This window comes from Natronococcus pandeyae (assembly GCF_008122205.1).
In the GTDB taxonomy this organism is placed as follows: domain Archaea; phylum Halobacteriota; class Halobacteria; order Halobacteriales; family Natrialbaceae; genus Natronococcus; species Natronococcus pandeyae.
Window position 1 is genome coordinate 106,096 of sequence record NZ_PHNJ01000012.1, and the last position, 26,398, is coordinate 132,493.

Below are 26,398 nucleotides of genomic sequence, written 5' to 3' on the forward strand. Positions count from 1 at the left end.
AAGGCGATCGACTGCGCCGAAAACCGACTCGAGCGGCGGCCACCACACTGCTTAACTGCCGTCCGGAAAAAATCAGGGTAATGACCCTGCACGTGACGAACACGTTAACGGGCGAGAAAGAGCCGTTCGAGCCACAGGACCCCGAGAACGTTCTGCTCTACTACTGTGGCCTGACGGTCTCCGATCCGCCCCACCTGGGCCACGCACGCTCGTGGGTCCACGTCGACGTAATGCACCGCTGGCTCGAGCATATCGGCTACGACGTGCGTCACGTCGAGAACTTCACCGACATCAACGAGAAGATCGTCGCCCGCGTCGGCGAGGACGAGTTGGGCGAGGACGAGGCCGACGTCGCGGAGACGTACATCGAGCGGACGCTCGCTGACATGCGCTCGCTCAACCTCCTGCGCGCGGAGGTCTACCCCCGCGTCTCCGAGCACGTCCCCGAGATCGTCGACCTCGTCGAGACCCTGATGGAGAAGGGGTACGCCTACGAGTCCAACGGCTCGGTCTACTTCGACGTCACCGAGTTCGACGAGTACGGCGCGCTCTCGAACCAGGATCTCGAGGAGATCGAGTCCCAGGGCGATCCGGACGAGCGCTCGGAGAAGCACAACCCCGCCGACTTCGCGCTCTGGAAGGCCGACGGCGTCGGTCCGGACGCGGTCGAAGAGCACCGCCACGAGGGTGCGGCACCCGCCGAGGAGTCCTGTGAGACCGCCCTGACCTGGGACTCGCCCTGGGGCGAGGGCCGACCCGGCTGGCACATCGAGTGCTCGGCGATGAGTATGACCCACCTCGGCGAGACCCTGGACCTCCACGTCGGCGGGCGGGACCTCGTCTTCCCCCACCACGAAAACGAGATCGCCCAGTCCGAGGCGGCGACGGACCAGCGGTTCGCGAAGTACTGGCTCCACTGCGAACTGTTCCAGATGGACGACGAGAAGATGTCCTCGAGTCTGGGCAACTTCGTCACCGTCGACCAGGCGGTCGACCAGTGGGGAACGAACGTCCTCCGGACCTTCCTCACCGCCGGCGCGTACAACAACGTCCAGCTCTACTCGGACGAGACGATCGCCGAGGCCGAAGAGCGGTGGGATCGCCTCGAGCGCGCCTACGAGGCGGCCGTCGACGCCGTCGACTCGCCCGAGATGAGTGCGAAAGCCGCGGACGACGACCTCCGCGAGGCCGTTTCCGACGCCCGCGAGGAGTTCACGGCCGCGATGAACGACGACTTCAACACCCGCGAGGCGCAGTCGGCACTGCTCTCGGTCGCGACGGCGATCAACCGCCACCTCGAGGAGACCGACGCGAGCGAGGGGTACGACTACCGCGGCCTCCGTCGGGCGATCGAGACCCTCGAGGAACTGGGCGACGTTCTCGGGCTCTCGTTCGAGGGCGACACTGACGGGACGGCGACCCTTGCAGGCGACGTCGTCGAACTCGTCCTCGACGTGCGCGAGCACGAGCGCGAGGCCGGCGACTACGAGCGGGCCGACGAGTTGCGCGACGAACTCGAGGCGCTGGGGATCGAAGTGCAGGATACCGACGAGGGGCCGACGTATCGGCTCCCGTCGGGCGACGAGTAGTAGCCGGTCGCCGATTCGCACGATCGTCTCCGTTCTCGGGCGCCGCATTTCGACCACGAGCGCCTCGCCCTGCGAGCGAGGTAGGAACCGATTACCCCGATCGGGTAACTGGTTCACCAGTGGGACTACCCACGTAACTTATACGTTAGAAAACGATGAACGAGAGTAGCATGAATCGACGACAGTTCGTTGCCACGGCCGCGGCCGGCTGCGTCGGCGTCTCGGCCGGCTGTCTCAACGGGCTCATCGACGACGTGACGACCTTCTCGGCGTCGCCGGCGGTCGTCGACGAGAGCGCGGCCGACGAGGCCGGCTACACGTACCAGGGGACCGAAGAGACCGTCAGATCCGAAACGGTCGCTGGCGAAGACGTCGAGGCGACGAACTACATCACCGAGTACACTCGGACGATCGAAACGCCACTCGGTGTGCTCGGTGGCGACGTCGACGCGGGCGTGTTCGCCGTCATCACGACGCCGCAGGTCAGCGTCGCCGACGAGGACTTCAACCCGGTCGGCGACATGACCAGCGAGGAGATCGTCGAGTTGATCCAGGACCAGTACGACGAACTCGAGGTCGGGGACTCCATCGATGGGCGCGCGGTCGAGGCGCTCGACGGAACGACCGTCTCGCTCGACTCCTACGAGGGGGAGGCGGCCTTTCAGGGCCAGCAGGAAGTCGACGTCTTCCTCGACATCGCCACGCCCGACCACGGCGGTGACCACTTCGTGATCGTCGGCGTCTATCCGGACGACGGAAATCTCCCGAGCGACTCCGAGCGCGACCGGGTCGACGTGATAATCCGGGGACTCGAGCACGGCGACGACGTGGACGCGGAAATCGTCGAGGACGACGGGTAGCTGGCGAGAGAGGTCGAGAAAACCGCGGATCGGTACCGCCCGGGTGCAGTTCGATCGGAGACCGTGTTTTGGAACGGACTCTGTGTCATCAAACAAATATACTCAGCTTTGGCTGAGAAAATTATTTCCGCTGGCGAGAGAACAAGGGACCGACCGGGGATCCATCGACAGTCACAAACACCGATCAGCCAACTCCCCGGTCGTACCCTACTAACTGTGACGTGAGAGGACTGCTGAATATCTTCTGGCTCGAGAGTATTATCAGTAGAAGTAGCACGGTTTCGTTATTCAGAATCCCGTCTGAAACTCGCGTTGCGTGCAGGTCAAGTGGGTAACGGAACGACCGTCGGTTTCTCCGATAACTGTCAAAAGCCGCGTGCTGAATACAGAGGATGGGTGCAGCACGGCAACCTATTAACGTAATGCTCCGTTTTGTCGCTAAATCATATCCGATACCCCATGCGTGATCTGTACTGAACGCTCACTCCACCTGTGCAAATCGAGTCTCAGCCCATGCAACATTCGCGCCTTACGCTCAGACCTCTCTCAAATAGCGATGGCGGTGATAGAGTCGTATTGGGTCGACTTACCGGACAACTGTGACCGGCACGGGCGACCGGCGAAAGAGTTTCTGAGCGACGTTACCGACAAACAGCCGTTCCGCGACGGTACCGCCGTGACTCCCAATTACCACCGTATCGTAGTCCCCAGCTTCCCGGAGGATCGCCCGCACCGGGTGGCCGAGTTGGAATTCAGTATCGATCTCAGCATCGTGTTCCGCGGCGATCTCGTGGGCACGATCGAATACGTCTTGGGCGTGTTCTTGGGCCGCTTCCTCAAGATCGTCGGCGAGGGCGAGCGCTGACGCCCCACCCCACATCGACGACGGCTCACCGACGACGTGCAGAACGGTTATTTTGGCGCCGGGGTGTGCTTCGAGAGCATATTCGAGGGCGTGTGCTGCCATCTCAGAATCGTCCATCGGGACGAGGATGCGGGAAAGCATACCGTACTGTACAACGAGTCCACGAATAAACGGGAAGGGAAAGTACGCCATCGTCCGGTATCAACTGAACAGTCTCGTTGTGTTACGCGACGCCCGGGATTACGACGAAAAACGCGTATGCGAGGAGCGTCGACATCGCTGGACCGATAATCCACATTGAGACGTACTTGATGATGGCTCTTGGATTAAACAGATCGTCCGCGTTCAGGACTTCTTCGGATTCTTCTTCACCGATCTTCGTCACTGGGGCGTCGGGCTCCGCTTTCAGGGCACCCGTCGTAATCTCCGTGTCGGTCTCGCCTTGAATCGCTTCGCGGGCGGTGATAGGACGGGTTGCACGACCCCAGCCGAGCCCGACGATAGTCATCACTGACGCCATCACGAGGCTGATCGGGATGCCGATCCACGAGAGGGCGGTCGTGATCGTCGCCGCAGTGGTCATGACCACGAGGGCCGCAAGAAGTGGGATATCGCTGAGTTCGCTTCCGACGGACTCCATCGTGCGGCGGGCAATCGTGAACCCACCGAGTCCGATTGCTACCGTTGCGATCAGGATTGCGGGGTTTGCCTCGAGTGTCCCGCTGCTAACCAGCGGTGCGACCGCGTTTGGAACATTACTCGCGCCGGCACTAAAGGCCATATAACACCCGATAATGAGAACGACGACTGTCCCGACGAGTTCCCCATAGGTGGAGTTCGGGCCGAGTGCTGGCCTCGGAAGCGAACTACTGCGATCGAGCGTGATCAGGGGCCCCTCGGATGCTTTGATCTGGACCCGCCGGTTGAGTTCGGGATAAATATACCGACCAACCATTGCCCCAACCCAGAACCCAAGGACCGGCGTGACGACCCACCACGAGACGATCCAGCCGATCGTCTCGAAGTTTGCTGTCCCAGTTGCGAGTCCGAGTCCGACGATCGCACCGACGGTCGTCATTGACGTCGGGACAGGGACACCGAAAACGTTAGCGATCAGGATTCCCAGACCGATAAAGAAGAGCACGGCGACTCCCGCTGCGATCGAAATTTCGATCGTAATAATGTCGCCTGCGAGCGTGTCCATCACGTTCCGTCCGACGGTCCAGCCGCCGAGAAAGACGAAGAACGTCATTAGGCCGGCGGCAGCCACTTTACTGAGGAGTCCGGCACCTACTGCCGGGCCCCACGCAATCCCGGTTGACGAGCCGCCGATGTTGAAGCCGACGAAAATAGAGGCGACAATTCCGACCAGTAGAATAGTTTCAACCATCAGTAAATAATATGAGTGAGATCGTAAAAGGATTATTGCATCCAACCATTGTGTTCAGTCCGGTCCTTTTGATAGCTAGTGGGGCTAGATTGCCGCTTCAGTAACTACCCTACCTGCACTGAGCAATCTCCATCGTCGCAAATCAACCAGAATCTTGTGCGACATTCGCGCTGTGTATTCAGCACGCCTCTCTCAACATCTCTATTAGCTGATGGAAGTAATCGCGTTAGGTTCGCATCTGCACGTAACGACTCGACCGATTCAGATGCACAGCTCAGACTGAATAACAACAGTGTATTACCAACTACTGCTATCGATTCGTTTCCGCTCGATCCACGGCCGACAGTCCAATCGGCGGGGACACCGGTTCCATCAGGAGAGTATCACTCGGCGCAGTCGGTCTCCGAGAAAAACCGCAGTGCGCTCCGGGTGATCGAACTACAAACCGAGCGCGCCGACGATCGAGAGACCGCTCGCGAGCGCGCCGAGCAGGTAGCCGCCGATCGCGCCACCGTTGAGCAGCGGCAGTCCCGCGTGCGGACGCCCCTTGAGCACCATATGCATGAGGACGAGCAGGCCGGCGAGCGTTCCCAGGATGGCACCGAGGGCAGGGACGTTCAGGACGATTCCGGGCACCTCGAGCGTTCCGGCGTCGACGAAGTACGCCGCGCTCGCGACGAGGATGGTCGGGATGACGGCGTCGCCGAGTCCGATGAAGAGCGCGTCGCGGGAGGTATCGACTTCCTCGTCGTCGCTCGGTTCCGAACCGCTCGTGACGTCCTCGTCGGAGAGACTCGAGCCACCGTCGGTCTCCTCGGCGGCCTCACCGGTTTCGTCTTCGAGAACGTCGTCCGTGCTCCCGGCGGCGAGATAGGAGTAGGAAAGCGTCGTCGGAATCACGAGGACGACGGGGATCTTGAGGTCCATTACGCCCTCGGCGAGGTCGAGCATGTGCTCGGTTCGGTAGACGCTGATCGCGTCGTAGATGGCGAGGACGGCCAGCAGCAAGATCGCCGGCAGCAGTCCAAAGCTGATCCCGAACAGGGCCGCGGCGCCCGCCCCCATCAGGACCCCGGTAAGATCGATCACGTACCACTCGGGGTAGAACAGCAGCGCCGCGCCGACGCCGAGTGCGGCGAGGACGGCGAGCACGTTGGCCGACCCGGCTGTGACGACCGGCGGGACGAACTCGGTGAAGACGAACCAGGCGAGCATCACGCTCACGCCGATGATCATCGCCCTGATGAGCCACTCGAGGTCGTACCGGAAGGTCGCGAGCATGAAGCCGGTCGCGACGAGGATGATTCCGAAGTAGACGAGACTGTTGGTCGGGTTTTCAGGGTCGTCGACGGCCTGCCGTTCCGAGTCGTGGAACGGTTCGATCAGTGCCAGCGCGCCGAGCTGGACACCGAGAAACAGCAGGACCGTCACGCCGACGGCCACGTAGACCCGGCTCCGATGGTTCATGAACCGGCGTTTGCACCCGCTCCTCTTGGGGTTTTTCGTTGGTCCGCTGCCGGCCAGTCGTTCGCTGGTCCGCGGGCGACTCGGCCAGTTGCCGTCGGCTCACCGCGAGTACAGCGTCGAACTGACCAGCGACGGCAGGTGGACGCCGTCGTCCGGCGTCACCGCCAGGTAGGGACGGTCGACGGGACCGAAGACGTCGACGACGCGGCCGACGGTCTCGAGCGAGTCGTCGAGCACCATCGTCCCGATCTCGTCCTGGAGCGTCTCCTCGTCGACGTCCGCATCCGTTCGCAGGATCGCCAACCCCTGCGCGGTGCGAACGACCTGCCCGACGCGACGCATCATTCGCGCATCGCGGCGACGTAGGCCGCGACGGCCTGGACGAGGTCGTTCTTCGTCGAGTCGTCGGCACCCCGAACGACGACCCGGCCGCGGTCGGCCCAGTGCTCCCGCGAGTAGGACTTGTCCCGCTCGATCGTGGCGTCGTACCCGATCTGCTGGACGGCTTTCGCGATCTCGTCGACCGTCGGCTCCTCGACCGCCAGGTCCTCGGCGACCCGTCGCCCCTCGGCCCGGGAGAGGTCCGTATCGAGATAGGCGGGCCAGATGACGTTCTCGACCATACCCTCATTTCGGCAGGCCTACGGGTAAACACTTTTCAAAAGTGGTCGGTTCCGCGCTCGAGTTTCGTCGGCGCTCGAGGGCGCGTTATCGGCGGTGAGTCAGTCCCGCCAGCAGGGCGAGTAGCGCCGCGACGGCTGCCGGAACCCCGAAGCCTGGGATCGTGTCGTCGTCGGCAGCTTCGTCGTCGGTGTCCGCGTCGTCGGCAGCGTCGTCGTCGCTCGCATCGTCGTCGGCGTCGTCGCTACCTGCCTCGAGTTCGGCCTCAGCCTCGGCATACGCGTCGGGATGGATCTCCTGGACGATCTCCTCGATCGCGAGCACGACGAGCGGTCCGGGCTGGTTGAACTGCTGGGCGTCAACTTCGACGAACTGCTCGTTCTGGTAGGCGGTCGTCCCCATCACGGATTCGCTGACCGGCGGCTCCTCGGCGGAGTCCTCGTAGATGATCCACTCGGGGTCCTCTTCGATGATATCCTCTTCGCTAATCTCCTGCCAGCCTTCGATTCCGACTTCCGCACCGAGGTTCTCGACGCCGGCAGTCGTCATGAGCTCGTGCTGGAAAGTGTCGTCGCCGGCGGTAAAGCTCCCAATCATTGCGTAGTACGCGAGCGGGTGCTCCTCGTCCGCGGTCGCTTCCTCGATGATCTCGAGGCGTTCGTCCATCCACTCGACGGATTCGGCGGCGCCCTCACACTCGCCGACGAGCTCGCCGGTTGTCCGCACGTTCTCGGCAACGTCGTCGAGGGACTCCTCGATCGGGAAGACGTAGACGGTTAGCCCCGCGTCGCGGAGCTGGTCGACCACGTCGTCGTTCGCGAGGTGGCTCGCCGCGAGAACGACGTCGGGATCGCGGTCGATGACTTCCTCGGCAACCGGACTGCCCATATCGTCGCTAATATCGAGTTCCTCGTCGGCCTCGAGGTAGGCGGTGTACTCGTTGACCGGCATGCCGTCGACCTTCTCTTCGGCGCCGATCTCGAACAGTATCTGGGCGTCGCTCGGTTGTAAGGCGACGACCGAGTCGGGTTCTTCCTCTATCGTCACCTGCTCGCCGGTCGCGTCCTCACCCTCGAAGGGAAACTCGCAGGTCGGTTCCTCCTGTGCAACGTTCGCTGCGTGTCCTCCCGCGGCGACGGCCGGCGTAAACGCGGCGAGGACGGTCAGTACGGCGACGAAAACGATTAGTGCGCTTCGCATTACCGAACAGTGGACCCCACTCCAACAAATATTTGCCTACTGCAAGCGAGCTTTCAGCCGTGTCTAATCGGGGTCGTATCGTCTCGTGGTCGCTCGGGCTTTCGGTACTGCTCGTCGCCGTCGTCGTCGCGAGCGCGGCGCTCGGGCCGGTTCGGATCGACCCGGTGACCGTCTCGAAGGCGATGGCCAACCTCGCCGGGGCCGGGACGTACGACGTGCCGGCGACCCACCAGACGATCGTCGCGGACGTCCGACTCCCCAGAATTCTGTTGGCGGCGACCGTCGGCTTCGCGCTCGCGGCCGCCGGAACGGTCATGCAGGGCTTCTTCCGAAATCCGCTCGCCGATCCCTCGATCATCGGCGTCTCGTCGGGGGCGGCCGTCGGCGCCGTCGCCGCGATCGCCTTTCCGGCGCTGGTGCCGATCGGGAGCATCCACCTGCCCGCGTTCGTCGGCGCGATCGCGACCGCGTTTCTGGTCTACGCCATCGCGACCGAGGGCGGTCGAACGCCGGTCGCAACGCTGTTACTCGCCGGCGTCGCCGTCCAGGCGTTTCTCGGCGCGGTGATCTCCTACATGCTGGTCCACAGCGGCGAGAGCCTCCGGGAAGCCGTCGTCTGGATGATGGGCCACCTCCACCGGAGCAACTGGGCCGACGTCGGCTTCGCGCTGCCGGTGACGCTCGTCGGCGTCCTCGTGCTCGGTGCGTACACCCGCGAGATGAACGTCCTCCTGCTCGGCGAGGAGGACGCCCAGCACCTCGGCGTGAACGTCGAACGGACCAAACTGCTGTTGCTCGCGATCGCGAGCATCGTCACCGCCGCCGGGGTTGCCGTCGCCGGAATCATCGGCTTCGTTGGCCTCGTCGTCCCCCACATGATGCGGCTGATCGTCGGCCCGGATCACCGCATCTTGCTGCCGACCAGCGCGCTCGCGGGCGCCTCGTTTCTCGTCGTCGCGGACACCGTCGCTCGAGTCGGCGCGTTCGGCATTCCGATCGTCCCCGTCGGCATCGTCACCGCGTTCGTCGGCGCACCGTTTTTCCTCTATCTGCTCACGAGTCGGGAGGTCCACGCCCTATGACCGGTGACCGAACGGAATCGCCTGCGGCGAACGGGGCACGGATCGAAATCAGTGACCTCGCAGTGTCGCTCGGAGGGGTAGAGATCCTCGAGAACGTCTCCGTGACGGCCGAACCGGGAGAGTTCGTCGGCCTGGTCGGGCCGAACGGCGCCGGCAAGACGACCCTCCTGCGGGCGATCAGCGGCGCGGTCTCGCCGACCCGAGGAACCGTCACGATAGACGGTACGGACCTCCACGACCGCTCCTCGAAGGCGGCAAGCCGGCTGGTCGCGGTCGTCCCGCAGGATACGACCCTCTCCTTTTCGTTCGACGTCCGGACCGTCGTCGAGATGGGACGGTATCCCCACCGATCGCGCTTCTCACCACCGACCGAGGACGATCGAACGCACGTCGAGCGCGCACTCGAGCGGACCCGAACCGCCGAGTTCGCGGACCGACCGATCGACGAGGTCAGCGGCGGGGAACGCCAGCGTGTCGTCCTCGCCCGTGCGATCGCACAGGACACCCCCGTCCTGTTGCTGGACGAACCGACGGCCAGCCTCGACGTCAACCACCAGATCGAGACGCTCGAACTCGTTCGCGACCTCGTCGAGGACGGCACTACCGTCGTCGCCGCGATTCACGACCTGAACCTCGCCGCGCGGTACTGCGATCGTCTCGTCGCCCTCGCGGACGGCTCGGTGCTAGAGGCGGGACCACCCGAATCGGTGCTGACGGCGAAGACGCTCGAGTCGGCGTTCGACGTGACCGCGACGGTGATGGAAAACCCCGCAACGGGGACGCCGGCGGTGACCGCACTTCGCGAGACGGAGAGGGAACCCCTTCCGGAACGAGTCCACGTCGTCGGGAACGGGTCGACCGCCGCGAACGTCGTCTCTCGGCTCGTGACCGCCGACATCGAGTGTACGGTCGGTCCCGTCTCGAGCGGTGACGTCGCCGCCGAGGTCGCCCGCCAGCACGGACTCGAGACGCTCGAGGTCGAACCGTTCGCAGCGCTTTCAGCCGCGGACCGGTCTTCGGTCCGGCGACACCTCGAGGCGGCGGACGTAACGGTCGCGGCCGATCTCGAGGTCGGTGCCGGAAATCAGCTCCTCCTCGAGGATCTGGCCGAGACGCCGAGCCTCGTCGTCGTCGACTCTCGCCCCTTCGCCGAGCGAAACCACGCTGGCGACCGAGCGCGGACGCTGTACGAGCGCTGTCGGCAGTCCGCGAGGATCGCCTCGGTAGGCGGGATTCTCGAGGCCATTGACGAGGTCGACGACGGGTTCGGATCACCGCTCGAAACGGGTGGCGAGTCGTCGGAGGGGGAACCGGAAGACGTCGAGCCACCGGACGCCGAATCGACGGACGACTGACGGGCGGAGCCTCGATCCGGAGCCGCGATCCGGACTGGACGGTTTTTTACCCCCGCGCGCCCGAGTGGCGATCAATGACCGAGTACGACTACGACGAGCTCGGACTCGTCGCCGGACTGGAGATCCACCAGCAACTCGACACGGCGACGAAGCTGTTCTGCCAGTGTCCGACCGAGATTCGCGAACCCGAGGAGTCGACGCGGCGGTTTACCCGCTACCTCCACCCGACCCGCAGCGAACTGGGCGAGATCGACGACGCCGCCCTAGAGGAGAGCAAGGTCGACCGCGAGTTCGAGTACCTCGCGTACGATTCGACCTGCCTCGTCGAGGAGGACGAGGAACCACCGCACGAGTTGGACGACGAAGCGCTCGAGACGACCCTCGAGGTGGCCCAGTTGATGGACATGAGCCCGGTCGATCAGGCCCACGTCATGCGCAAAATCGTCGTCGACGGCTCGAACACCTCCGGCTTCCAGCGCTCGACGCTGATCGCCACCGAGGGCGAGATCGAGACGAGCGAGGGAGCGGTCGGCATCGAGGACCTGCTGCTCGAGGAGGAGAGCGCCCAGCGCGTCGCAGAGACCGACGACGGCGTTCGCTACAGCCTCGACCGACTCGGCATTCCGCTGGTCGAGATCGGCACCAAGCCGGATATCTCGACGCCCGACCAGGCGCTCGAGGCCGCCGAACGGATCGGCATGCTGCTGCGCTCGACGGGCAAGGTTAAGCGTGGACTCGGAACGATCCGCCAGGACGTCAACGTCTCCATCGCGGCGGGCGCTCGCGTCGAGATCAAGGGCGTCCAGAGCCTGGACGACATCGACGACATCGTTCGCAACGAGGCCGCCCGACAGGTCGAACTCGTCGAGATCGCCGACGAACTCGCCGAGCGCGAGGCCTCCGTCGGCGAGGTACAGGACGTGACCGACGTCTTCGAGGGAACCGACAGCGGCGTGATCGCCGGCGCACTCGGCTCGGGCGGCTCCGTGATGGCCGTCCCGCTGTCCGGCTTCGACGGCCTCGTCGGCCGCGAGATCGCTCCCGATCGGCGCCTCGGCACGGAGTTCTCCGATCACGCGAAACGCCACGGCGCGGGCGGGATCTTCCACACGGACGAACTCCCTGCGTACGGAGTAACCGAGGACGAGGTGGCAGCGCTTCGAGACGCAGTCGGTGCCGACCCCGAGGACGCCGTCGCGATCGTCGCCGACGACGACGAGATCGCCGAGTCCGCGATCGAAGCCGTCGCCGAGCGGGCGAGAAGTTCCCTCGAGGGCGTCCCCGAGGAGACCCGCGGGGCGAACGACGACGGGACGACTCGATACATGCGTCCCCTCCCCGGCGCGGCGCGGATGTACCCCGAGACGGACGTTCCGCCCGTCGAACCGGACCCGAGCGAGGTTCCCCAGCCCGAACTGCTCACCGAAAAGGTCGAGCGCTACCAGGCGGAGTACGATCTGGGATCGGGACTGGCCGAGCAGGTCGCCTACGGCAAACACATGCCCCTCTTCGAGGACGTCGTCTCCGAGGGGATCTCCGCGAGCGACGCGAGCGGAGGCTCGCCGGACGAGTCCGACGGTGTCGATCCGACGCTGGCCGCGACGACGCTCGAGTCGACGCTCACGGAACTCCGGCGGGACGGCGTGCCCGTCTCGGACCTGCACAGGGAGCACATCGTGTCCGTGCTCTCGATGGCCGAGAGCGGTGACCTCCCCAACGAGGGCGTGCCGGACCTTCTGCGGGCACTCGCCGAAGAGCCGGATCGCTCGGCCGAGGAGGCCGCCGAGGAGGCTGGCCTCGGCGGCGCCGACGAGGAGGAGGTTCGCGAGGCCATCGCCGAGGTCGTCGAGCGCAACGAGAGCCAGGTCGAAGAAGAGGGAATGCAGGCGTTCTCCGGACTCATGGGCGAATGCATGGGCGCCCTCCGCGGCAAGGCCGACGGCGACCTCGTGAGCCAGTTGCTGCGCGAGGAGATTCAGAAGCGGGCCTGATCGTGAAGTAAAGACTACTCGAGGACGAACCGAGTACCAATCGACCGTTCTTCGAAGGGACCTGCTGCTCGAGTTCGGTTACGAGTAGCCAACTCGTTGCGGACTTCGAGAGAGCTATAGTGGCCACTGAAAGTCAGTGCGTACCCGATCGCACGACGGGAGCGCGGTTCGGAACGTGCGCGGTTCGGAACGTGCGCGGTTCGGAACGTGCGCGGTTCGGAACGTGCGCGGTTCGGAACGAACGAAGTGAGTGAGAACCGCGAAACGCGAACGGAGAGCGAACGCGACCCGTGAGCACGAAGTGAGTGAGAACCGCGAAACGCGAACGGGGAGGAACGACCCGTGAGCGCGAAGTGAGTGAGAACCGCGAAACGCGAACGGGGAGGAACGACCCGTGAGCGCGAAGTGAGTGAGAACCGCGGACAGTGCGATCGGTGTGGAAACCGTTTCAGTTGGTACTATATCCGGAGATATCACAGGAGTACAGAACTCTTCGAAAGCCCTCGGTGGGCTCGCGGTCGCTTCGGCAGATATCCTCCCTTCGGTCGGATAGAGCTGCCGTAGCGACGCTCTGCGCTGCCGCTCAGCGCGACCCCACCTCGCCCTTTCAGTCCGCCAGGATGGTGGCAAACCTGCCCTTCCCCGGGTTACGTGGCTCTCACTGTTATTCGAGCCACGCGCCCGGCCACCGGTCTGGCGCGCGCTGATGGAGCGGCCGAGCACCGCGAGGGCGCTCCGGTGACGCCGTGCGAGGGACGGCGCGAACGATAGTGAGCGCCGAGGCTGGGGAGGTCCGAGGTGCGGTCGGGTGGGACTGAAAGGGGCCGGCAGGCTCGAGGACGGCGCGCGATACAAGGACCGCAGCCGACTGCTGGAAGGCGAGGACCGCAGCGAGCGCACCGACTCGAGCCTGCCGGGGGCTTTCGGAGTTTTCAACGACAGCCCGTTCACCACCCCCTCGGTCGTCTCACTCACCACCCCCTCGATCGTCTATCGGACGATAGCTCGAATACGAACCACCGATCACGGTAACTAGTCGACGAGTTCCTCGAGCAGCGTCTCGAGTTCGTAGCTCTGAAGCGCGTCCCGTTCTTCGATCGCCGAGATGACGAACGTGGAATCCGTCCGGTCGACGCCCTCGAGTTGTTCGAACTCGGCGATCAGCCGTTCGACCATCCCGCTGTCGCTCAGCCGAGCGATGACGATGAAGTCCGTCTCGCCCATCGTGAAGTAGACGTTCGTCACGCCCTCGACGGTCAGCAGCCGATCCGCGAACGTCTCGTAGGAGCCCCGGTAGTCGGCGTGGATCTCGACGATGACTGTGACGCCGAGACCGAGTTCCTCGAGGTCGACCTCGTAGCGATCGTTCGTGATGACACCCTCCTCCCGGAGGTTGTTGAGTCGGTAGTGGATCGTCGAGACCGGAATCCCGGTCGCCTCGTTGAGCCGTTCGGGGCTCCCGGTCTCGAGTTCGGCGATCGCTTTCAGCAGGCGCACGTCACGTTCGTCCATGGGTCGAATTCGGGCGGGGGTGGTTTCTGTGCTTCGAAGAAGTCGAGCCTAGTTAGAGATTTCTCTAACCGGGGTGTGGTGTAACGGACATGGGTTCGGATACGATTCATATGTGTGATTCTGCATCCGACTTTTGGCGAGTTCTTGTAGAAGGGACTAAATACAGGCATCAGTTTCGAACTGAGCATGAGTCGATCTCAATCTGTTCGTTCTGGATACGGAGATACGGTGCTGTTCTCGATCCTCGCTCTCTGCTGGGGGACCTCGTTCGTCGCGATCGAGGTTGGTCTCGAGTACGTGCCACCGCTTCTGTTCGCCGGCCTTCGCTACGCCCTCGCCGGCGTAATCGTCCTCGGATACGCGGCCGTCGTCACCGACCGACTGCGACCGGTCGACCGAGCCGAGTGGCTCGCGGTCGGTGTCGCCGGCGTGTTCGTTATCGCGCTCTATCACGCGCTGCTGTACGTCGGCGAACTGTACGTCCCGGGTGCGATCGCGGCGACGATCGCCAGCACAGCCCCGATCCTCACGGCCGCGTTCGCCGGCGTAGTCCTCCCGAAGGAGCGGTTCGCTCCGGCCGGCGTCGTCGGACTCGTCCTCGGACTCGTCGGCGTGACCGCCGTCGTCCAGCCGTCGCCGACGGGACTCGAGAGCGAGGTCCTCCTCGGGGCCGGGCTCGTGTTCGGCGCCGCGATCGCCTTCGCGATCGGGACCGTGCTCATGCGTCCGATCGATTCCGCACTGCCGATCGAGACCCTTCAGGCCTGGGCGATGCTCGTCGGCGGAGCGGTACTCCTGGTCGCCGCACCGCTCCGCGGTGAGTCGCTGGCCGCGATCGACGTGACGCCGACGGCGCTGCTCTCGTTTGCCTACCTCACGCTCGTCTCGAGCGTGTTCGCGTTCTTCCTCTACTTCGAACTGCTCGACCGGGCCGGTGCGACCCAGGTCGCGCTCGTGGGGTACGCCGAACCGGTGGTCGCGATCGGCGTGAGTTGGCTGGTGATCGGCTACGTCGTCGACTCGCTGACGATCGTCGGGCTGCTCACGATCCTCGCCGGCTTCGCCGTCATCAAGCGGCGGGCGCTCTGGCGAGTCGGACGATCGACCGTCGAGAGGCGGCGGCAGTCGACCGGTGGAGCCCTCCCCGCGGAGCCACGCCCCGAGGCGAGGACCGACGGTGGTGTGCCCTGCGACGCCGAGGGTGCGGATCCGGAGTTACCGGTCGACCGATAGTAGTCCGGCTGTGTAGTCAGCTGACCGTAGTCCGGCTGTGTAGTCAGCTACCGATAGTCCGGCTGTGTAGTCAGCTACCGATAGTCCGACTATCTAGTCGGCCGACGGTAGCACGGAGGTGGTTGGCTGACCGGAGCCTGGCTGACGGAGTACGGACGTGGCTGGCTAACGGGCACGGAGTAATCGGCTGGTGGGTGTACGGCAGGCAGCCGACAGGAGTTGCAACGTGCGGCCGACCCCGGTATTCTCGGCCTCGTACCTGTGATCTCCAGCGAATCGACGGGTTTTGTTTGCTACAGTCTGCCGTGACAAATATCCTCACGAAGGTTTATACGACACAACGTGGCCCGATCACACGGAAACGGGGTAGACGATGAACACGAAGACAACGACACTTACGGCGGTTTGTTACGTGCGGGCGCCACTGCTGCTCGAGCCGGTCGACAGACAGGTCGAGACCGTGCGAGCCTGCGAGTCCGAGGGAACGATCGACGACCTTCTCCTTCGGAGCTGGCCGAAGGAGCTCAGGCTGTCCGAGGACAGCCCGTATCAGGAGGCCCTCGAGGCGTACGATCGGTTCCGGACGTGGGCCGATCGGCGGGGAGTGGACATCTGTCCGCCGTTCAGGGAGCGGACGACGACGTCGCCGGTGACCGGAAAGACGAAAGAGCTGCTCGTGACGCCGCTTCTCTGTCTCGAACTCTACGCCGACGACGAGCTAGTCGGGGTGTTCCCTCACTCCGCCGACGACGAAACGATCACGACCGAGGATGCGATCGCCAGCCTTCGGTGTGGCGACGTTCCAACGCCGCTCGAGGGCGACGCGTCCGGCACAGCACCGCAGACGGACGAGACGACCGAGACAACCGTTTCGATGTCACACGCGGGTGGCGCATCCGAAACTCGCGAATCAGAAGAGTCGACAGCCGTGGAGTCGGACGGCTGTCCCGACTGCAGCGGTGGACTGATCGATGGACAGGGCCTGTTCACCTGTCCCGACTGCGGATGGACCGGCACGCTCACCGAGAGGGGTGAGAACGTGCCGGCAACGGTGCGGGAACTCGAGACGCGCGAAGCGATTTCACCGATCGACGGTAGATAGCGACGACAGGCCAATCGCCGCCCCGTTGCGGACAATGCTGACAGGTGACCGCCGCCCCGTTGCTGATCGCGACGACAGGTAACGGCGCAGTTACTCCTCCTCGACGGCGGTACCGTCGTACGCGGCCTCGATCGCAACTGCGGTTCCGTCGCGAACGGTCTCGGTATCGTCTGCGTCCGTTCCGAACGACGACTCGAGTCGCTCCACGTCGACGTGGTCGTCGTCTCGATAGCTCACGACGGCGCTTGCGGCCGCACTGCTACCGTCGAGCGAGAGCTGCTGATGGATGCCGGTTGCGCCCTCGATGGCCTCGAACTGGAAGCCGAGTTCGTCGGTCTCCGCGTCGGTCTGGTCGTCCTCGAGGTCGTCCGCGGCGAAGGGCTCCTCCGGAGCGTACAGTCCGAGCGAGATTCCGTCGGCGTCGTCGTCGCGAAGAAGTTCGGCGAACTCGTCGTCGGTCTCGGACTTCGACTCCTGCTCGCCGACGGCCGTCGCGACGGTTCCCTCGACGGCAGTCGCCGGATCGAACGCGTCGTCCTCGCTCGGGTACGAGTAGGCGAACAGGTCGTCCGTGACGCCGACAGCCTCCTCACTCTCTCCGTCGACGTAGACCGCGTAGGCGTCTCCGGTCGCCTCCCGATCGTATCCTGCGTCCTCGAGCGCCCCGGCGAGGTCGTCGCGCTCGAAGGTTCCCGTGATCGCGTAGACGCCGTCCGCGTAGACGAACGTGCTTGCATCGGTCGTCTCGCCGTACGCATTGAAGGCGTCTACTGCCGAAGAGTCGCCGAGTTGTGTGAGGCCGAACGACGAGAGCTGTGCGAACGCGATCGGATTGACGAGCAACGGATCCGTCGGCTGCTCGTCGTCCTCGAGATCGTCGCGCTGAAAGGTTGCTCCGAAGTCGATGGCACCGTAGAACGACGACGATCGATCGGTCTCCCGAAGGAGGGACGCGTACGGCGGGAGATCACCGGCGTCGAGCAGTTCGCGGTCGGAATCGGTCGCCGGATCCTGGTCGTCGCTACCGCTGGTGTCGGTATCGTCAGTGTCGTCGGTTTCGTCGCTCGTTTCCGAGCAGCCGGCGAGAGAGGCCATTCCTGTCGCCAGAAGGGAAAGGGAGGTTCGTCGGTGGAGTCGTGTCACATCGTGATGATCCTCGCCGGATGTTTATCACTGTAATGGAATGTATGGAACTGGTGAAAGTCAGGACACAGAAGGGGACGCTCTGCAACCGGTCCGCTCTTGGATCGGTGGAGATCGGTACGCTGGAAATCGGTACTCAATCCTCCGCCGGCCGCTCGGTCGCTCGACGGAGCAGGCCGAGCAGCGTGTTCGCCTCTCGCGTCGTCAGATCGGCGCGACCGAACACCCGACGAAGCATCCGCATCGTCTTGTCGCGTTTCTCGACCGGGTGGTTAATTTCGGCGAGCAGCGCACCCCACTGGTCGTAGAGGCGGTCGACCGTCTCCTCGGGCGCGCGGGTGCGCTCGAGATCCGGTAACTGGGTTTCCTCCGGCGACAGGGTGAGCGTCCGCAGTTCGTACAGCGTCACCGTCGCGGCCTGTCCGAGATTCAACACGGGGTACTGGGCGCTCGCGGGAATCGCACAGATTTCGTCGATTCGCGCGAGTTCTTCGTTCGTGAGTCCGACCTGTTCGCGGCCGAAGACGAGCGCCGTCGGTCCCTCGACCGCCGGGAGACGTTCGGCAAGATCCGCCGGCGTGGAGTACGGGAACCGAATGTGACTCCGATCGTCTTCGTTCGTCACCGCCGTACAGCCGATCGTGTGGTAGCTCTCGACGAGTTCGTCGAACGTGAGTTCGGTCGCGTTCGGGAGGACGTCCTCGCGGGCGTGCCCGGCGAACCCGTACGCTTCGCCGTCCGGATCGAGCGTCGGCGGATCGACGAGCAGGAGTTCTTCGAAGCCGAAGTTCTTCATCGCCCTGGCGATGGTGCCGACGTTCCCCGGCGTCTGTGCGTCGACGACGGCGACCGCTGGCGGCGTTCGATCGGTTTCCGACGTCGATTCCTCGCTGGCGGTGTGCGTACTCGAGTCCTCAGTCATGATTTGGCGCACTGAATCGTGCAAAGCGATTCCTTTCCGTCGACCACTCGTAGGCACCCACGCAGGGAGAAAATGTCGTTCGGAAAGGATGCATCCATCGAACCGTGTTCATACCGCAGGTAACGAGTGCGGGTGCAAAAGTCACCTGATGCCGGGGTGAAAGACATGGTAGAAAAAAGACAGAGTACGAGAGAACCAGTATTCGCACTGGGACTAGCCACTCGCTATTTCTTAACAACTTTATTTATCTTACTAGAACTGTTACTAGAAACTAGTCTAGTAGTAGTCGTCTCGTTGTTTGGGAGAATACTCCCGATTTGATCGCGTGTTCGTCGCTCTGTCTGGACCCGTCGTTCCTGTTCGTCTGTCACCAGTCGGTTGCATCCCTCTCGCCGGAGTTTTTCTCCTGAATCTTTCGACGAATTTTGTCCGCTGACTGGCCTCAGAATCGAGATTCCGGGACAGATCGGCTGGATGGGAGAGGGACACACCCCCCTCGCGTTTGTAATGGCGATCAGGTGGGGGGAGGGTCTGTTCTGTAACACACCAGTGTCGCGCTTGTAAAATATCGGGGTAGTGGTCGATATTTGCGCCAATTCGGCTGTTTTGATTCAGGCCCACCCACCTGTTTCCCGTTACATCCGCGACGGTGGTGTGTGTGCCATCTGTTGTACAGCGTCTCGAGTCTGCGCCCGCAGCTAGCGTAGTTTTTACGCTGCGAGCCGTGTATTCTATCGCTACCACCCCGGAACGTCCGACAGCCTTCGTTCCGGCTTCGAGAGTGCAACCGTCGCACGCACCGTCGAGCCCGTTACATCCGCGATGGGGGTGTCCGTCTCCTCGCCGCGAGTCGGACGGGCACTTAGAAACGCGAGGTCGGCGATTTTCGGAGTGTCGCCCAGTGGATCGCCTGAGGCCCGTCTAAGGCACTCACGAGGGCTATTTACATCCGCGATCGATCTCCATACCTTTATTTCAGTTCAGTTGGAAGGCACGGGGTACCGCAATGTCCGCGAACGACGATCGTGATCCACTCTTTCGATACGACGACCCGGTCTTTGCCGACGAGCGATTGCTCGAGATCACGCACCTCCCTGGCCCGGACCGGATCGTCGGTCGCGACGAGCAGATGCAGCGAGTAGCGGACGCCCTGAATCCCGCAATCTTCGGGAGCGAGCCCAACCACCTGTTCATTTTCGGCAAGACCGGCACTGGCAAGTCGCTCATCTCCCGATCCGTGACCAAGCGCGTGATCTCGGAGGCGAAACGCGACGACATCACGGTGAAGTACGCCTTCATCGACTGCGGCGAGCAGAACACCGAGGCGTCGATCGTGAAGACGATCGCCCAGCTCGTCAACGAACCCAAAAAGAGCGGGGTCTCCGTCCCCGACCGGGGCCTCGGGACCGGCGACTACTACAAGCGGCTCTGGCAGGCCGTCGACCACTGTACGGACGTCACTATCGTTATCTTAGACGAGATCGATATGCTCGAGGACGACGAGGTGCTCCGGAAGCTCTCGCGTGCGGGCGAGAACCGACGGATCTCCGACTCGAGTATCGGCATCATCGGCATCTCGAACAAGATCGACTTTCCCGACCATCTCTCCGAACGAGTCAAATCGAGCCTCTCGCGGGACGAACTCGTCTTCTCGCCGTACGACGCCAACCAGCTAGTCGAGATCTTGGAGAAGCGACGCGACGCCTTCCACGACGGGGTGCTCTCGGGTGACGTCATCCCGTTGACAGCCGCCCTCGCCGCCCAGGAACACGGCGACGCGCGCAAGGCGATCGACATCCTCCGGAACGCGGGTCGGATCGCCAAGAAGCAAAGCGCCAGTCGGGTGACCGCGGAGCACGTCCGCGACGCGAAGGAGAAGACCGAGGCCGACCGGTTCAACGAACTGATCGAAGGCTCGCCCCAGCAGGCGAAGGCGATTCTCTACTCGCTGACGCTCCTGACGGAGAACAGTACCGAGAAGGAGTTCCCGACGAAGATCATCTACAACCAGTACAAGGAGGTCGCGCGCCGACTCGACTTCGACGTCCTCTCGGAACGACGCGTCCAGGAGATCCTCCAGGAGCAGAACTTCCTCAACGTCATCCAGTCCGAGCGCGAGGGGCGGGGGCGCGGTCGCGGCGCGCACGCGAAACACCGCCTGCTCGAGAACCCATCGATCGTCAAGAAGGTGCTGTTGCGGGATTCGCGGCTCGCTCCGCTCGAGGAGGAGAGCTAGCGGTCATCTCCTGGTTCGCCGGGACCGCGGTATCTTTTTGCCTCGCTTCCAGAGTACCCGTATGGACAGTGTCGACGCGGCTGGGCTCGGGATCGGTGACGAGTTCCCGACCCGGATCATGGGGGTGTTGAACGTCAGCGAGGAGTCGCCGTACGATCCGAGCGTCTACGACGATCCCGACGAGGCGGCCCGATACGTAGACGAGGAACTGATCGACGAGGGTGCGGACATCGTCGACGTCGGCCTCGAGTCGGCCAACAAACGGTTCGACGTGCTCTCGGCCGAGGGGGAACTCGAGCGTCTCCACATTGCGTGTGAGACGATCGATCGCGTCACCGGCGACGCGATCTTCTCCATCGAAACCCGGTATCACGAGGTGGCCGAGGCGGCGCTCGAAGGCGGGTTCGACATGGTCAACGACATCTGCGGCTTCGCGGACCCGGAGATGCCGACCGTCTGTGCGGCCCACGATGCCGCCGTTGCGAAGATGGCGAGTCCGCCGAATCTCGAGCGGCCCGGTGCGATCGAAGAAACCGACTGGGCGAGTCGGAAGTCTCCGGACTGGGCTTCTCAGGCCGACTACGTCGATCAGGTGTACGCGGCGTTGAAACAGAACGGTCTCACGGACAAGACGATCGTCGATCCCGCCTTCGGCGGCTGGAGCGAGGCCCAGACCCTCGAGGACGACCGGGAGACCTTCCGTCGGCTTCGGGAGTTCCGCGCCCTCGATCGTCCGATGCTGGTCTCGATCAACCGGAAGAACTTCCTCGGCGAACTCGCCGGCCGCGAGACCGACGAGCGCCTGCCGGTCAGCCTGGCGGCGACGTCGCTGGCGATCGAACGCGGCGCTCACGTGATCCGAACGCACGACGTCGCGGAGACCAGAGATGCGGCCGCGATCGGCGACGCCTTCACGGAACGTGCAAGCGCACAGACCGACGGCGTCACCATCACCGAACTGGACGTTCGGTCCACTCGCGAACTTCGACTGCACTTCGAGGAGCGCGGACTCGATCCGTCGCTCGCGAGCGACTGGCGAACGCACGTGCTCGAGATCGAGGGACTCGACCGAGACGAGCGGGACCGACTGCGGTCGGTCGCCACTGAACACGACGTGGTCGTGCACGCTGTGGACGAGACGCACACGCTCGTTCTCGGATCAGAATCCTCGATTTCTACCATTTCAGAACGTATACAGAAGAATGACAGTCAACTCGGACGAGTCTGTTCTGATTTCCGACGATTGTTAGAGTAAGAGAAAGCTTATGACGGAGGCTCCGAAAGGAGAGGATGGACGCCGGGCGGTCTCCCGGGTAGGGGTACTTGGAGGCGACCCCCGGCCCACAACACGGAATTATTGTGGTGTTACGTCGACCAGCGACGGCGCCGGCCTGGAACGGTGACGACTTCAGCACGATACAGTGACGACCCCGGCACGGTACAGTGACGACCTCAATCTGAATACACAGACACATAGGCTCCCGGAGACGACCACGAGTATGGAGTTCGACGAGTGGGAGCCCGTCTACGACGCCATCTGTCGCGACTTCGGCTACGAGCGAGCGGGCGACGAGCGAGCGCGGGACGTTCTCGCGTCGCTGACCGGGCCGTTCGACCTCGAGCGACTCGCGGCCGTCCGCGACGCGACGGTCGCCGTCGCGGGAGCCGGGCCGTCGCTCGAGACCGACGCCGCGCTCGAGCGCGCCCACGAGGCCGACGTCGTCTTTGCGGCCTCGACGGCAGCGGATACGCTCGCCGAAGCGGGACTCGACGTCGACTGCATGGTCACAGACCTCGACAAGAATCCCGACACCGTGCGCCGGTTGACCGAACAGCATACGCCGGTCGCGGTTCACGCCCACGGGGATAACGTGGCGTCGGTCCGTTCGGTCGTTCCTAACTGCGTCGACGAGTACGTGCTCCCGACGACGCAGGCCGAACCTCGCGGACCGGTCTCGAACGTCGGCGGATTCACCGACGGCGACCGGGCGGCCTTCCTCGCCGATCACCTCGGCGCGGCCCGCCTCCGGTTCGTCGGCTGGGACTTCGACGATCCCTCCGTGGACCCGATGAAGGCTCGAAAGCTCGAGTGGGCCGAACGACTGCTGTACTGGCTCGAGACTCGGCGCGGCGACCGTTTCGGCGTGCTGGACGGGCGACGGGACGACATCGAGACGGGACCGCTTCCGATCGACTGACGTCTGCCGATCGACTGACGGCTGTCGACCGTCCGGCCGCTGGCGGAACCAGCGAGGGTCGTACCGCCTGCCACCGTCGATTACTCGATTCGGTACTCGACGATGTCGTCACATTCACAGGCTGGACACGGGATGTGGGCGGACTCGACTGTCGTTCCACAGCGCCGGCACTCTTCGATGATCGTCTCGTCACCGTCACGAGACAGCACTGACTCGAGCGTCGCTCGCACAGTCGATACCGATACCACCCCATCACTTCGCCGTTCGCCGTTCATGTCCCGACCATCAGTCGTATCAATGTTTGTTATTGTACTCCTAACGTGAACGTCGCTCCCGATTCAACATCCGTTACAGCAGCTGTGGCATTGCACTGCGAGTCGACCTCAACAGTGACAAATAAGTAGTAATTCGGGAGCACTCGAGAGCTAACGGCCGACGATATCACAACCAGAACGGTGAACAACTTGCTGCCTCCTTTCGATTCCGATCGCTCGTGCCGACTCCGAACCGGTTGACGAACTGGAACCAGCTTCGGTTCGAAATACTGTATGTCAATCAATCCTACCATTAGTTCGACAAGAAAGCTTATGCCGGGATGATCAACTTATGGAATTATGTCACAGGACACTTCGGTGGAGAACCAAACTGGCGGGAGCGATCCTGATCGGCTCCCGAATCTCGTAACGATCGTCGGGCGTGGGGTCCCGTCGAACTTCGAAATCGCCGTCGACGGCGAGATCGAAATGATCTCCGACGATCCGGTCGCGGAGGGAACGGTCGTCTCCGGCAGCGTCGCGGAGGGTGCAATCGAGGTCGGCGTCCAGCGCTTCCGATTCTCCGGTCAGATGGCTAACGTCCACGTCGTCGACTGGAACGGGACGGAGATGCCTGACTCTCCCAGTACGCCGGAAGTCCACGTCGATTACGGCGTCGCTACCCGCTAACTGTTTTTGCGAGTATTGTTTGCGTCCTGACTACGCCTCGCCCCTGCACCGGGTGCCTCTCACCCCGCACGTGGTCAGCTCCGGTACTGGCAGTCCCATCCCGTCTGCGACATCGCGGTCGCCGTCCGCCCGCCGGATCGCGCGTCGACTCTCCGCGAGTTGATCGGCTACGGACGACGGCGCTCGCGTTCATTCGTCCGGCGCGAGTTCCTCGATCGTTGCTTCGATCTCGTCGCTCGAGGCACCACGCGGGAAGCCGATCGCGATGTCGTCGATGCCGTCGATGTCCTCGAACTTCGCCAACTCCTCGCGGGCGCGGTCCGGCGTCCCGGCGGCGCCGAGGTCGTCGAGCAGGTCGTCGGAGATACAGTCGAGCGCCTCCTCCGTATCGCCGCTCGCCCACGCGGCGGCGATCTCGTGGGCTTCCTCCTCGTAGCCCTGTCGCGAGAGCGACTCCCGGTAGTAGGTTCCCATCGCGCCGACGTAGAACGCGAAGTGCTGGCGGGCGAGCTCTCGAGCCCGCTCTCCGTCCTCGAGTGCACACGCGGTCAGCGAGAGCGTGACGCGGACGTCGTCGGGGTCGCGGTCGCCGAGCTCCATCCCGCGACGGAGATCCTCGAGTCGGTCCTCGAGGCCGTCGGGGGTGAAGACGACCGCGTGCCAGCCGTCGGCGAACCGGCCCGCGAGTTCGACGGACTTCGGCCCCATCCCTGCAGCGTCGATGGGGACCGGTTCCGCTGGCGGATCACAGCGGAGGCGAAAGCCGGCCAGTGAGAAGATCTCGCCGTCGTAGTTGACGGTTTCACCGGACATCACGGCGCGCATGATCTCGAGGTACTCCCGGGTGCGGCGGAGCGGTCGGTCGAACTCGGTGCCGTGCCAGCCCTCGACGACGGCGGGACCGCTCGGGGCGATCGCCATCCGCAGTCGGCCGTCGGCGACCTCCTGGAGCGTCGTGGCGGTCTGGCCGAGCAGTGCCGGCGACCGCGAGTAGACGTTGACGATGCTCGGACCGACCCCGATCTCGTCGGTCTCGCGGGCGATGTCGGTCAGGACGGTGACCGCGTCGCGGCCCCAGGTTTCTGGTAACCAGGCGAAATCGTAGCCGTGGCTCTCGCCGAGTCGTGCGAGATCGACGAGTGAATCGACGGATGGCTGTGCTGCGACCGGAAGGTGAAGGCTTCGTACTGTCATGGATTGGATCTCATCGGATCAGGCGCCGCTCGGTCGGGCCGGCCCCGCACGGCTGCCGACTGCCGTCCACGCTGGTCGGCTACGGTAACCGTGCGAGACAGTGCTATCCGTAAATACACAATCAACTCTCTTAATGTTGACTACTGCTCACGGCTCTCGGCACGCCGTTCGAAAACTGGGGTGAAACCGGACGAGGACCGTTCAGAATAGTGCGTCGAGTTCGCCGCCCGTGTCCATCAGGGTCGCGAACTCGTCCTGTGCGTTCGCCCGCACGGTTTCGGTCCTGTCCTGGGCTTCGATCGCAACCTCCTGGAGCTGCTGAATGCGCGGGACGTCGGTCACGCCCGAGAGGAGGACGATCGCTCCCACCTCTTCTCGATCCGTCGTCGGATAGTCGCCGCCGCGAATCTCCATGCTTCCCGTCTCGTCCTCGAGCCACTGTCGACCGCGCTCGACGCCCTTCCGGTTCAGGTGTTCGGGCGGCCCGGTCGCGACGACCAGTCCGCGTTCGGCGCTCGAGACGTCGCAGGGAAGGGTGAGTCGACCGAGTGTCGCCTTCCGGACGAGGCTCGTCATCCGGTTCGTCGCCTCACCCTCGTCGAAGCTGTCGTCGCCGGTGAACGACGAGAGCAGACCGCTCGAGCTGTCGACGGTCTCGCTCGCGTAGCCGACCGTCGAGATGCCGCCTCCCGAGAGCGTATTGATGATCTCGGAGGAGTCGACGACGCTCTCGGCGACGTGGTCGCCGTGGCCGACCTCGCCGGCGGCGAACAGCAGCCCGAACCGCTCGACGATCTCGCGGTTGATCCGGTCGTAGCCACCCTCGACGGACTCGCCGGTGCTTCGCCAGACGTCGTTGTCGAAGACGAGCAGATTGTCGACCTCGCGAACGAACGTCTGGAACGAACGGGCCGCGTTGAGCGTGTAGATGCCGCCTTCGTCGGTCCCCGGGAGGACGCCCAGTCCGTAGACCGGTTCGGTGTAGATTCGCTTCAGGTGTTTCGCGAGGACGGGTGCGCCGCCGGAGCCGGTACCGCCGCCCATGCCGGCGACGATGAGAAAGGCGTCGATCTCGTGTACCGGAACCCGGTCGATCGCCCCCTGGATCTCGTCGATGTCCTCCTCGGTGACGTGCGCGCCGAGTTCGTTGTCCGCACCGACGCCGTGACCTTTCACGCGGGCCTGCCCGATGAGTACCCGATCCTGCTGTGGGACGTGCTCGAGCCCCTGCAGATCCGCGGTCGCCGAGTTGACTGCGATGGCCGATTCCACGAAGCCGCCGTCGATCCTGCTGTCGAACGCGAGGAACTCGTCGACGACCTTTCCGCCTGCCTGACCGAAGCCGATGAGTGCGAGTTTCATAACTGATTCTGGTGGCCGCTTCCCACCCGCCACGGATCGAACGGATCGATCGGCTGGGAAACGGGTTCCACGTCCGGATGCATTTCGGATCAGGGTATTGTTATGGCTGTTTTACCATCGAGTAAAGAGTGT

24 protein-coding genes are annotated in these 26,398 nt (G+C 63.8%); 12 read left to right on the plus strand and 12 right to left on the minus strand.

Annotated features, from left to right (window positions below):
• Positions 1–80: 80 nt before the first annotated feature.
• Both cysS and CV102_RS18975 read left to right on the plus strand, forming a co-directional pair.
• Complete coding sequence (gene cysS / locus CV102_RS18970; RefSeq protein ID WP_148859604.1) at positions 81–1,589, plus strand: cysteine--tRNA ligase; 1,509 nt, start codon at positions 81–83, stop codon at positions 1,587–1,589.
• 170 nt (positions 1,590–1,759) lie between these two features.
• Complete coding sequence (locus CV102_RS18975; protein WP_148859605.1) at positions 1,760–2,449, plus strand: DUF6517 family protein; 690 nt, start codon at positions 1,760–1,762, stop codon at positions 2,447–2,449.
• A 586-nt stretch (positions 2,450–3,035) separates the two neighbouring features.
• On the opposite strand, the gene CV102_RS18980 is transcribed toward CV102_RS18975, so the two are convergent.
• From CV102_RS18980 to CV102_RS19005, 6 genes are all read right to left on the minus strand, one after another.
• Positions 3,036–3,455 carry a universal stress protein gene (locus CV102_RS18980; RefSeq protein WP_148859651.1) on the minus strand — a complete coding sequence of 140 codons (420 nt, stop codon included), beginning with the start codon at positions 3,453–3,455 and terminating at the stop codon, positions 3,036–3,038.
• An 82-nt stretch (positions 3,456–3,537) separates the two neighbouring features.
• Positions 3,538–4,704: an inorganic phosphate transporter gene (locus CV102_RS18985; RefSeq protein ID WP_148859606.1), complete on the minus strand. Its 1,167-nt coding sequence runs from the start codon at positions 4,702–4,704 to the stop codon at positions 3,538–3,540.
• A gap of 438 nt (positions 4,705–5,142) precedes the next feature.
• On the minus strand, positions 5,143–6,171 hold the full coding sequence (locus tag CV102_RS18990) for a presenilin family intramembrane aspartyl protease PSH (protein WP_148859607.1): 1,029 nt from the start codon (positions 6,169–6,171) through the stop codon (positions 5,143–5,145).
• 99 nt (positions 6,172–6,270) lie between these two features.
• The gene (locus CV102_RS18995) at positions 6,271–6,513 is read right to left on the minus strand and encodes an H/ACA ribonucleoprotein complex subunit GAR1 (protein ID WP_148859652.1); all 243 of its coding nucleotides are present in this window, start codon (positions 6,511–6,513) and stop codon (positions 6,271–6,273) included.
• Entirely contained in the window at positions 6,513–6,794 is a 282-nt protein-coding gene (gene srp19, locus CV102_RS19000; RefSeq protein ID WP_148859608.1) for a signal recognition particle subunit SRP19, read from the minus strand. Before srp19 ends, CV102_RS18995 begins: the two co-directional genes overlap by 1 nt.
• An 85-nt stretch (positions 6,795–6,879) precedes the next feature.
• Positions 6,880–7,992, minus strand: a complete 1,113-nt coding sequence (locus CV102_RS19005; protein ID WP_148859609.1) for a PGF-CTERM-anchored ABC transporter substrate-binding protein — start codon at positions 7,990–7,992, stop codon at positions 6,880–6,882.
• Between the two features lie 59 nt (positions 7,993–8,051).
• On the opposite strand from CV102_RS19005, the gene btuC reads away from it, so the two are divergent.
• The 4 genes from btuC to CV102_RS19025 all read left to right on the plus strand — a co-directional run bounded on the left by btuC (position 8,052) and on the right by CV102_RS19025 (position 13,456).
• Entirely contained in the window at positions 8,052–9,074 is a 1,023-nt protein-coding gene (gene btuC, locus CV102_RS19010; RefSeq protein ID WP_148859610.1) for a vitamin B12 ABC transporter permease BtuC, read from the plus strand.
• Complete coding sequence (locus tag CV102_RS19015; protein ID WP_148859611.1) at positions 9,071–10,429, plus strand: heme ABC transporter ATP-binding protein; 1,359 nt, start codon at positions 9,071–9,073, stop codon at positions 10,427–10,429. Before btuC ends, CV102_RS19015 begins: the two co-directional genes overlap by 4 nt.
• A 74-nt stretch (positions 10,430–10,503) precedes the next feature.
• Positions 10,504–12,420, plus strand: coding sequence for a Glu-tRNA(Gln) amidotransferase subunit GatE (gene gatE / locus CV102_RS19020; RefSeq protein WP_148859612.1), 1,917 nt, complete (start codon positions 10,504–10,506; stop codon positions 12,418–12,420).
• Positions 12,421–13,228: 808 nt separating this feature from the next.
• Complete coding sequence (locus CV102_RS19025) at positions 13,229–13,456, plus strand: hypothetical protein (protein WP_148859613.1); 228 nt, start codon at positions 13,229–13,231, stop codon at positions 13,454–13,456.
• Here CV102_RS19025 and CV102_RS19030 read toward each other — a convergent pair.
• Positions 13,453–13,932 carry an Lrp/AsnC family transcriptional regulator gene (locus tag CV102_RS19030; RefSeq protein WP_148859614.1) on the minus strand — a complete coding sequence of 160 codons (480 nt, stop codon included), beginning with the start codon at positions 13,930–13,932 and terminating at the stop codon, positions 13,453–13,455. The genes CV102_RS19025 and CV102_RS19030 overlap by 4 nt on opposite strands.
• Before the next feature lie 186 nt (positions 13,933–14,118).
• Between CV102_RS19030 and CV102_RS19035 the strand changes: the two genes are divergently transcribed.
• Together CV102_RS19035 and CV102_RS19040 are read left to right on the plus strand one after the other, a co-directional pair.
• Positions 14,119–15,165, plus strand: coding sequence for a DMT family transporter (locus CV102_RS19035; protein WP_187433040.1), 1,047 nt, complete (start codon positions 14,119–14,121; stop codon positions 15,163–15,165).
• Between the two features lie 373 nt (positions 15,166–15,538).
• The gene (locus CV102_RS19040; protein ID WP_148859616.1) at positions 15,539–16,267 is read left to right on the plus strand and encodes an HTH domain-containing protein; all 729 of its coding nucleotides are present in this window, start codon (positions 15,539–15,541) and stop codon (positions 16,265–16,267) included.
• 90 nt (positions 16,268–16,357) lie between these two features.
• On the opposite strand, the gene CV102_RS19045 is transcribed toward CV102_RS19040, so the two are convergent.
• Positions 16,358–17,410 carry a hypothetical protein gene (locus tag CV102_RS19045; RefSeq protein WP_148859617.1) on the minus strand — a complete coding sequence of 351 codons (1,053 nt, stop codon included), beginning with the start codon at positions 17,408–17,410 and terminating at the stop codon, positions 16,358–16,360.
• Between the two features lie 136 nt (positions 17,411–17,546).
• Positions 17,547–18,332, minus strand: a complete 786-nt coding sequence (locus tag CV102_RS19050; protein WP_148859618.1) for an RNA methyltransferase — start codon at positions 18,330–18,332, stop codon at positions 17,547–17,549.
• A gap of 1,006 nt (positions 18,333–19,338) precedes the next feature.
• Between CV102_RS19050 and CV102_RS19055 the strand changes: the two genes are divergently transcribed.
• The 3 genes from CV102_RS19055 (at position 19,339) to CV102_RS19065 (ending at position 22,766) form a co-directional block, all read left to right on the plus strand.
• On the plus strand, positions 19,339–20,568 hold the full coding sequence (locus CV102_RS19055; protein ID WP_148859619.1) for a Cdc6/Cdc18 family protein: 1,230 nt from the start codon (positions 19,339–19,341) through the stop codon (positions 20,566–20,568).
• Between the two features lie 61 nt (positions 20,569–20,629).
• Positions 20,630–21,823, plus strand: a complete 1,194-nt coding sequence (folP, locus tag CV102_RS19060) for a dihydropteroate synthase (protein ID WP_148859620.1) — start codon at positions 20,630–20,632, stop codon at positions 21,821–21,823.
• Between the two features lie 244 nt (positions 21,824–22,067).
• Positions 22,068–22,766 carry a 6-hydroxymethylpterin diphosphokinase MptE-like protein gene (locus tag CV102_RS19065; RefSeq protein ID WP_148859621.1) on the plus strand — a complete coding sequence of 233 codons (699 nt, stop codon included), beginning with the start codon at positions 22,068–22,070 and terminating at the stop codon, positions 22,764–22,766.
• Between the two features lie 80 nt (positions 22,767–22,846).
• Here the strand turns inward: CV102_RS19065 and CV102_RS26420 are convergent, their stop codons facing one another.
• The gene (locus CV102_RS26420) at positions 22,847–22,996 is read right to left on the minus strand and encodes a hypothetical protein (RefSeq protein ID WP_306438862.1); all 150 of its coding nucleotides are present in this window, start codon (positions 22,994–22,996) and stop codon (positions 22,847–22,849) included.
• 384 nt (positions 22,997–23,380) lie between these two features.
• On the opposite strand from CV102_RS26420, the gene CV102_RS19075 reads away from it, so the two are divergent.
• Positions 23,381–23,710: a hypothetical protein gene (locus CV102_RS19075; RefSeq protein ID WP_148859623.1), complete on the plus strand. Its 330-nt coding sequence runs from the start codon at positions 23,381–23,383 to the stop codon at positions 23,708–23,710.
• Positions 23,711–23,899: 189 nt separating this feature from the next.
• Here the strand turns inward: CV102_RS19075 and CV102_RS19080 are convergent, their stop codons facing one another.
• Together CV102_RS19080 and CV102_RS19085 are read right to left on the minus strand one after the other, a co-directional pair.
• Positions 23,900–24,904: a TIGR04024 family LLM class F420-dependent oxidoreductase gene (locus CV102_RS19080; RefSeq protein WP_148859624.1), complete on the minus strand. Its 1,005-nt coding sequence runs from the start codon at positions 24,902–24,904 to the stop codon at positions 23,900–23,902.
• 201 nt (positions 24,905–25,105) lie between these two features.
• Positions 25,106–26,266: a tubulin/FtsZ family protein gene (locus tag CV102_RS19085; RefSeq protein WP_148859625.1), complete on the minus strand. Its 1,161-nt coding sequence runs from the start codon at positions 26,264–26,266 to the stop codon at positions 25,106–25,108.
• Between the last annotated feature and the right edge of the window lie 132 nt (positions 26,267–26,398).

Bases quoted from the DNA above. Each gene is read 5' to 3' on its own strand.
- cysS (WP_148859604.1), top strand. From the start codon at position 81: ATGACCCTGCACGTGACGAACACGTTAACGGGCGAGAAAGAGCCGTTC.
- CV102_RS18975 (WP_148859605.1), top strand. From the start codon at position 1,760: ATGAATCGACGACAGTTCGTTGCCACGGCCGCGGCCGGCTGCGTCGGC.
- CV102_RS18980 (WP_148859651.1), bottom strand. From the start codon at position 3,455: ATGCTTTCCCGCATCCTCGTCCCGATGGACGATTCTGAGATGGCAGCA.
- CV102_RS18985 (WP_148859606.1), bottom strand. From the start codon at position 4,704: ATGGTTGAAACTATTCTACTGGTCGGAATTGTCGCCTCTATTTTCGTC.
- CV102_RS18990 (WP_148859607.1), bottom strand. From the start codon at position 6,171: ATGAACCATCGGAGCCGGGTCTACGTGGCCGTCGGCGTGACGGTCCTG.
- CV102_RS18995 (WP_148859652.1), bottom strand. From the start codon at position 6,513: ATGCGTCGCGTCGGGCAGGTCGTTCGCACCGCGCAGGGGTTGGCGATC.
- srp19 (WP_148859608.1), bottom strand. From the start codon at position 6,794: ATGGTCGAGAACGTCATCTGGCCCGCCTATCTCGATACGGACCTCTCC.
- CV102_RS19005 (WP_148859609.1), bottom strand. From the start codon at position 7,992: ATGCGAAGCGCACTAATCGTTTTCGTCGCCGTACTGACCGTCCTCGCC.
- CV102_RS19015 (WP_148859611.1), top strand. From the start codon at position 9,071: ATGACCGGTGACCGAACGGAATCGCCTGCGGCGAACGGGGCACGGATC.
- gatE (WP_148859612.1), top strand. From the start codon at position 10,504: ATGACCGAGTACGACTACGACGAGCTCGGACTCGTCGCCGGACTGGAG.
- CV102_RS19030 (WP_148859614.1), bottom strand. From the start codon at position 13,932: ATGGACGAACGTGACGTGCGCCTGCTGAAAGCGATCGCCGAACTCGAG.
- CV102_RS19035 (WP_187433040.1), top strand. From the start codon at position 14,119: ATGAGTCGATCTCAATCTGTTCGTTCTGGATACGGAGATACGGTGCTG.
- CV102_RS19040 (WP_148859616.1), top strand. From the start codon at position 15,539: ATGAACACGAAGACAACGACACTTACGGCGGTTTGTTACGTGCGGGCG.
- CV102_RS19050 (WP_148859618.1), bottom strand. From the start codon at position 18,332: ATGACTGAGGACTCGAGTACGCACACCGCCAGCGAGGAATCGACGTCG.
- CV102_RS19055 (WP_148859619.1), top strand. From the start codon at position 19,339: ATGTCCGCGAACGACGATCGTGATCCACTCTTTCGATACGACGACCCG.
- folP (WP_148859620.1), top strand. From the start codon at position 20,630: ATGGACAGTGTCGACGCGGCTGGGCTCGGGATCGGTGACGAGTTCCCG.
- CV102_RS19065 (WP_148859621.1), top strand. From the start codon at position 22,068: ATGGAGTTCGACGAGTGGGAGCCCGTCTACGACGCCATCTGTCGCGAC.
- CV102_RS19075 (WP_148859623.1), top strand. From the start codon at position 23,381: ATGTCACAGGACACTTCGGTGGAGAACCAAACTGGCGGGAGCGATCCT.
- CV102_RS19080 (WP_148859624.1), bottom strand. From the start codon at position 24,904: ATGACAGTACGAAGCCTTCACCTTCCGGTCGCAGCACAGCCATCCGTC.
- CV102_RS19085 (WP_148859625.1), bottom strand. From the start codon at position 26,266: ATGAAACTCGCACTCATCGGCTTCGGTCAGGCAGGCGGAAAGGTCGTC.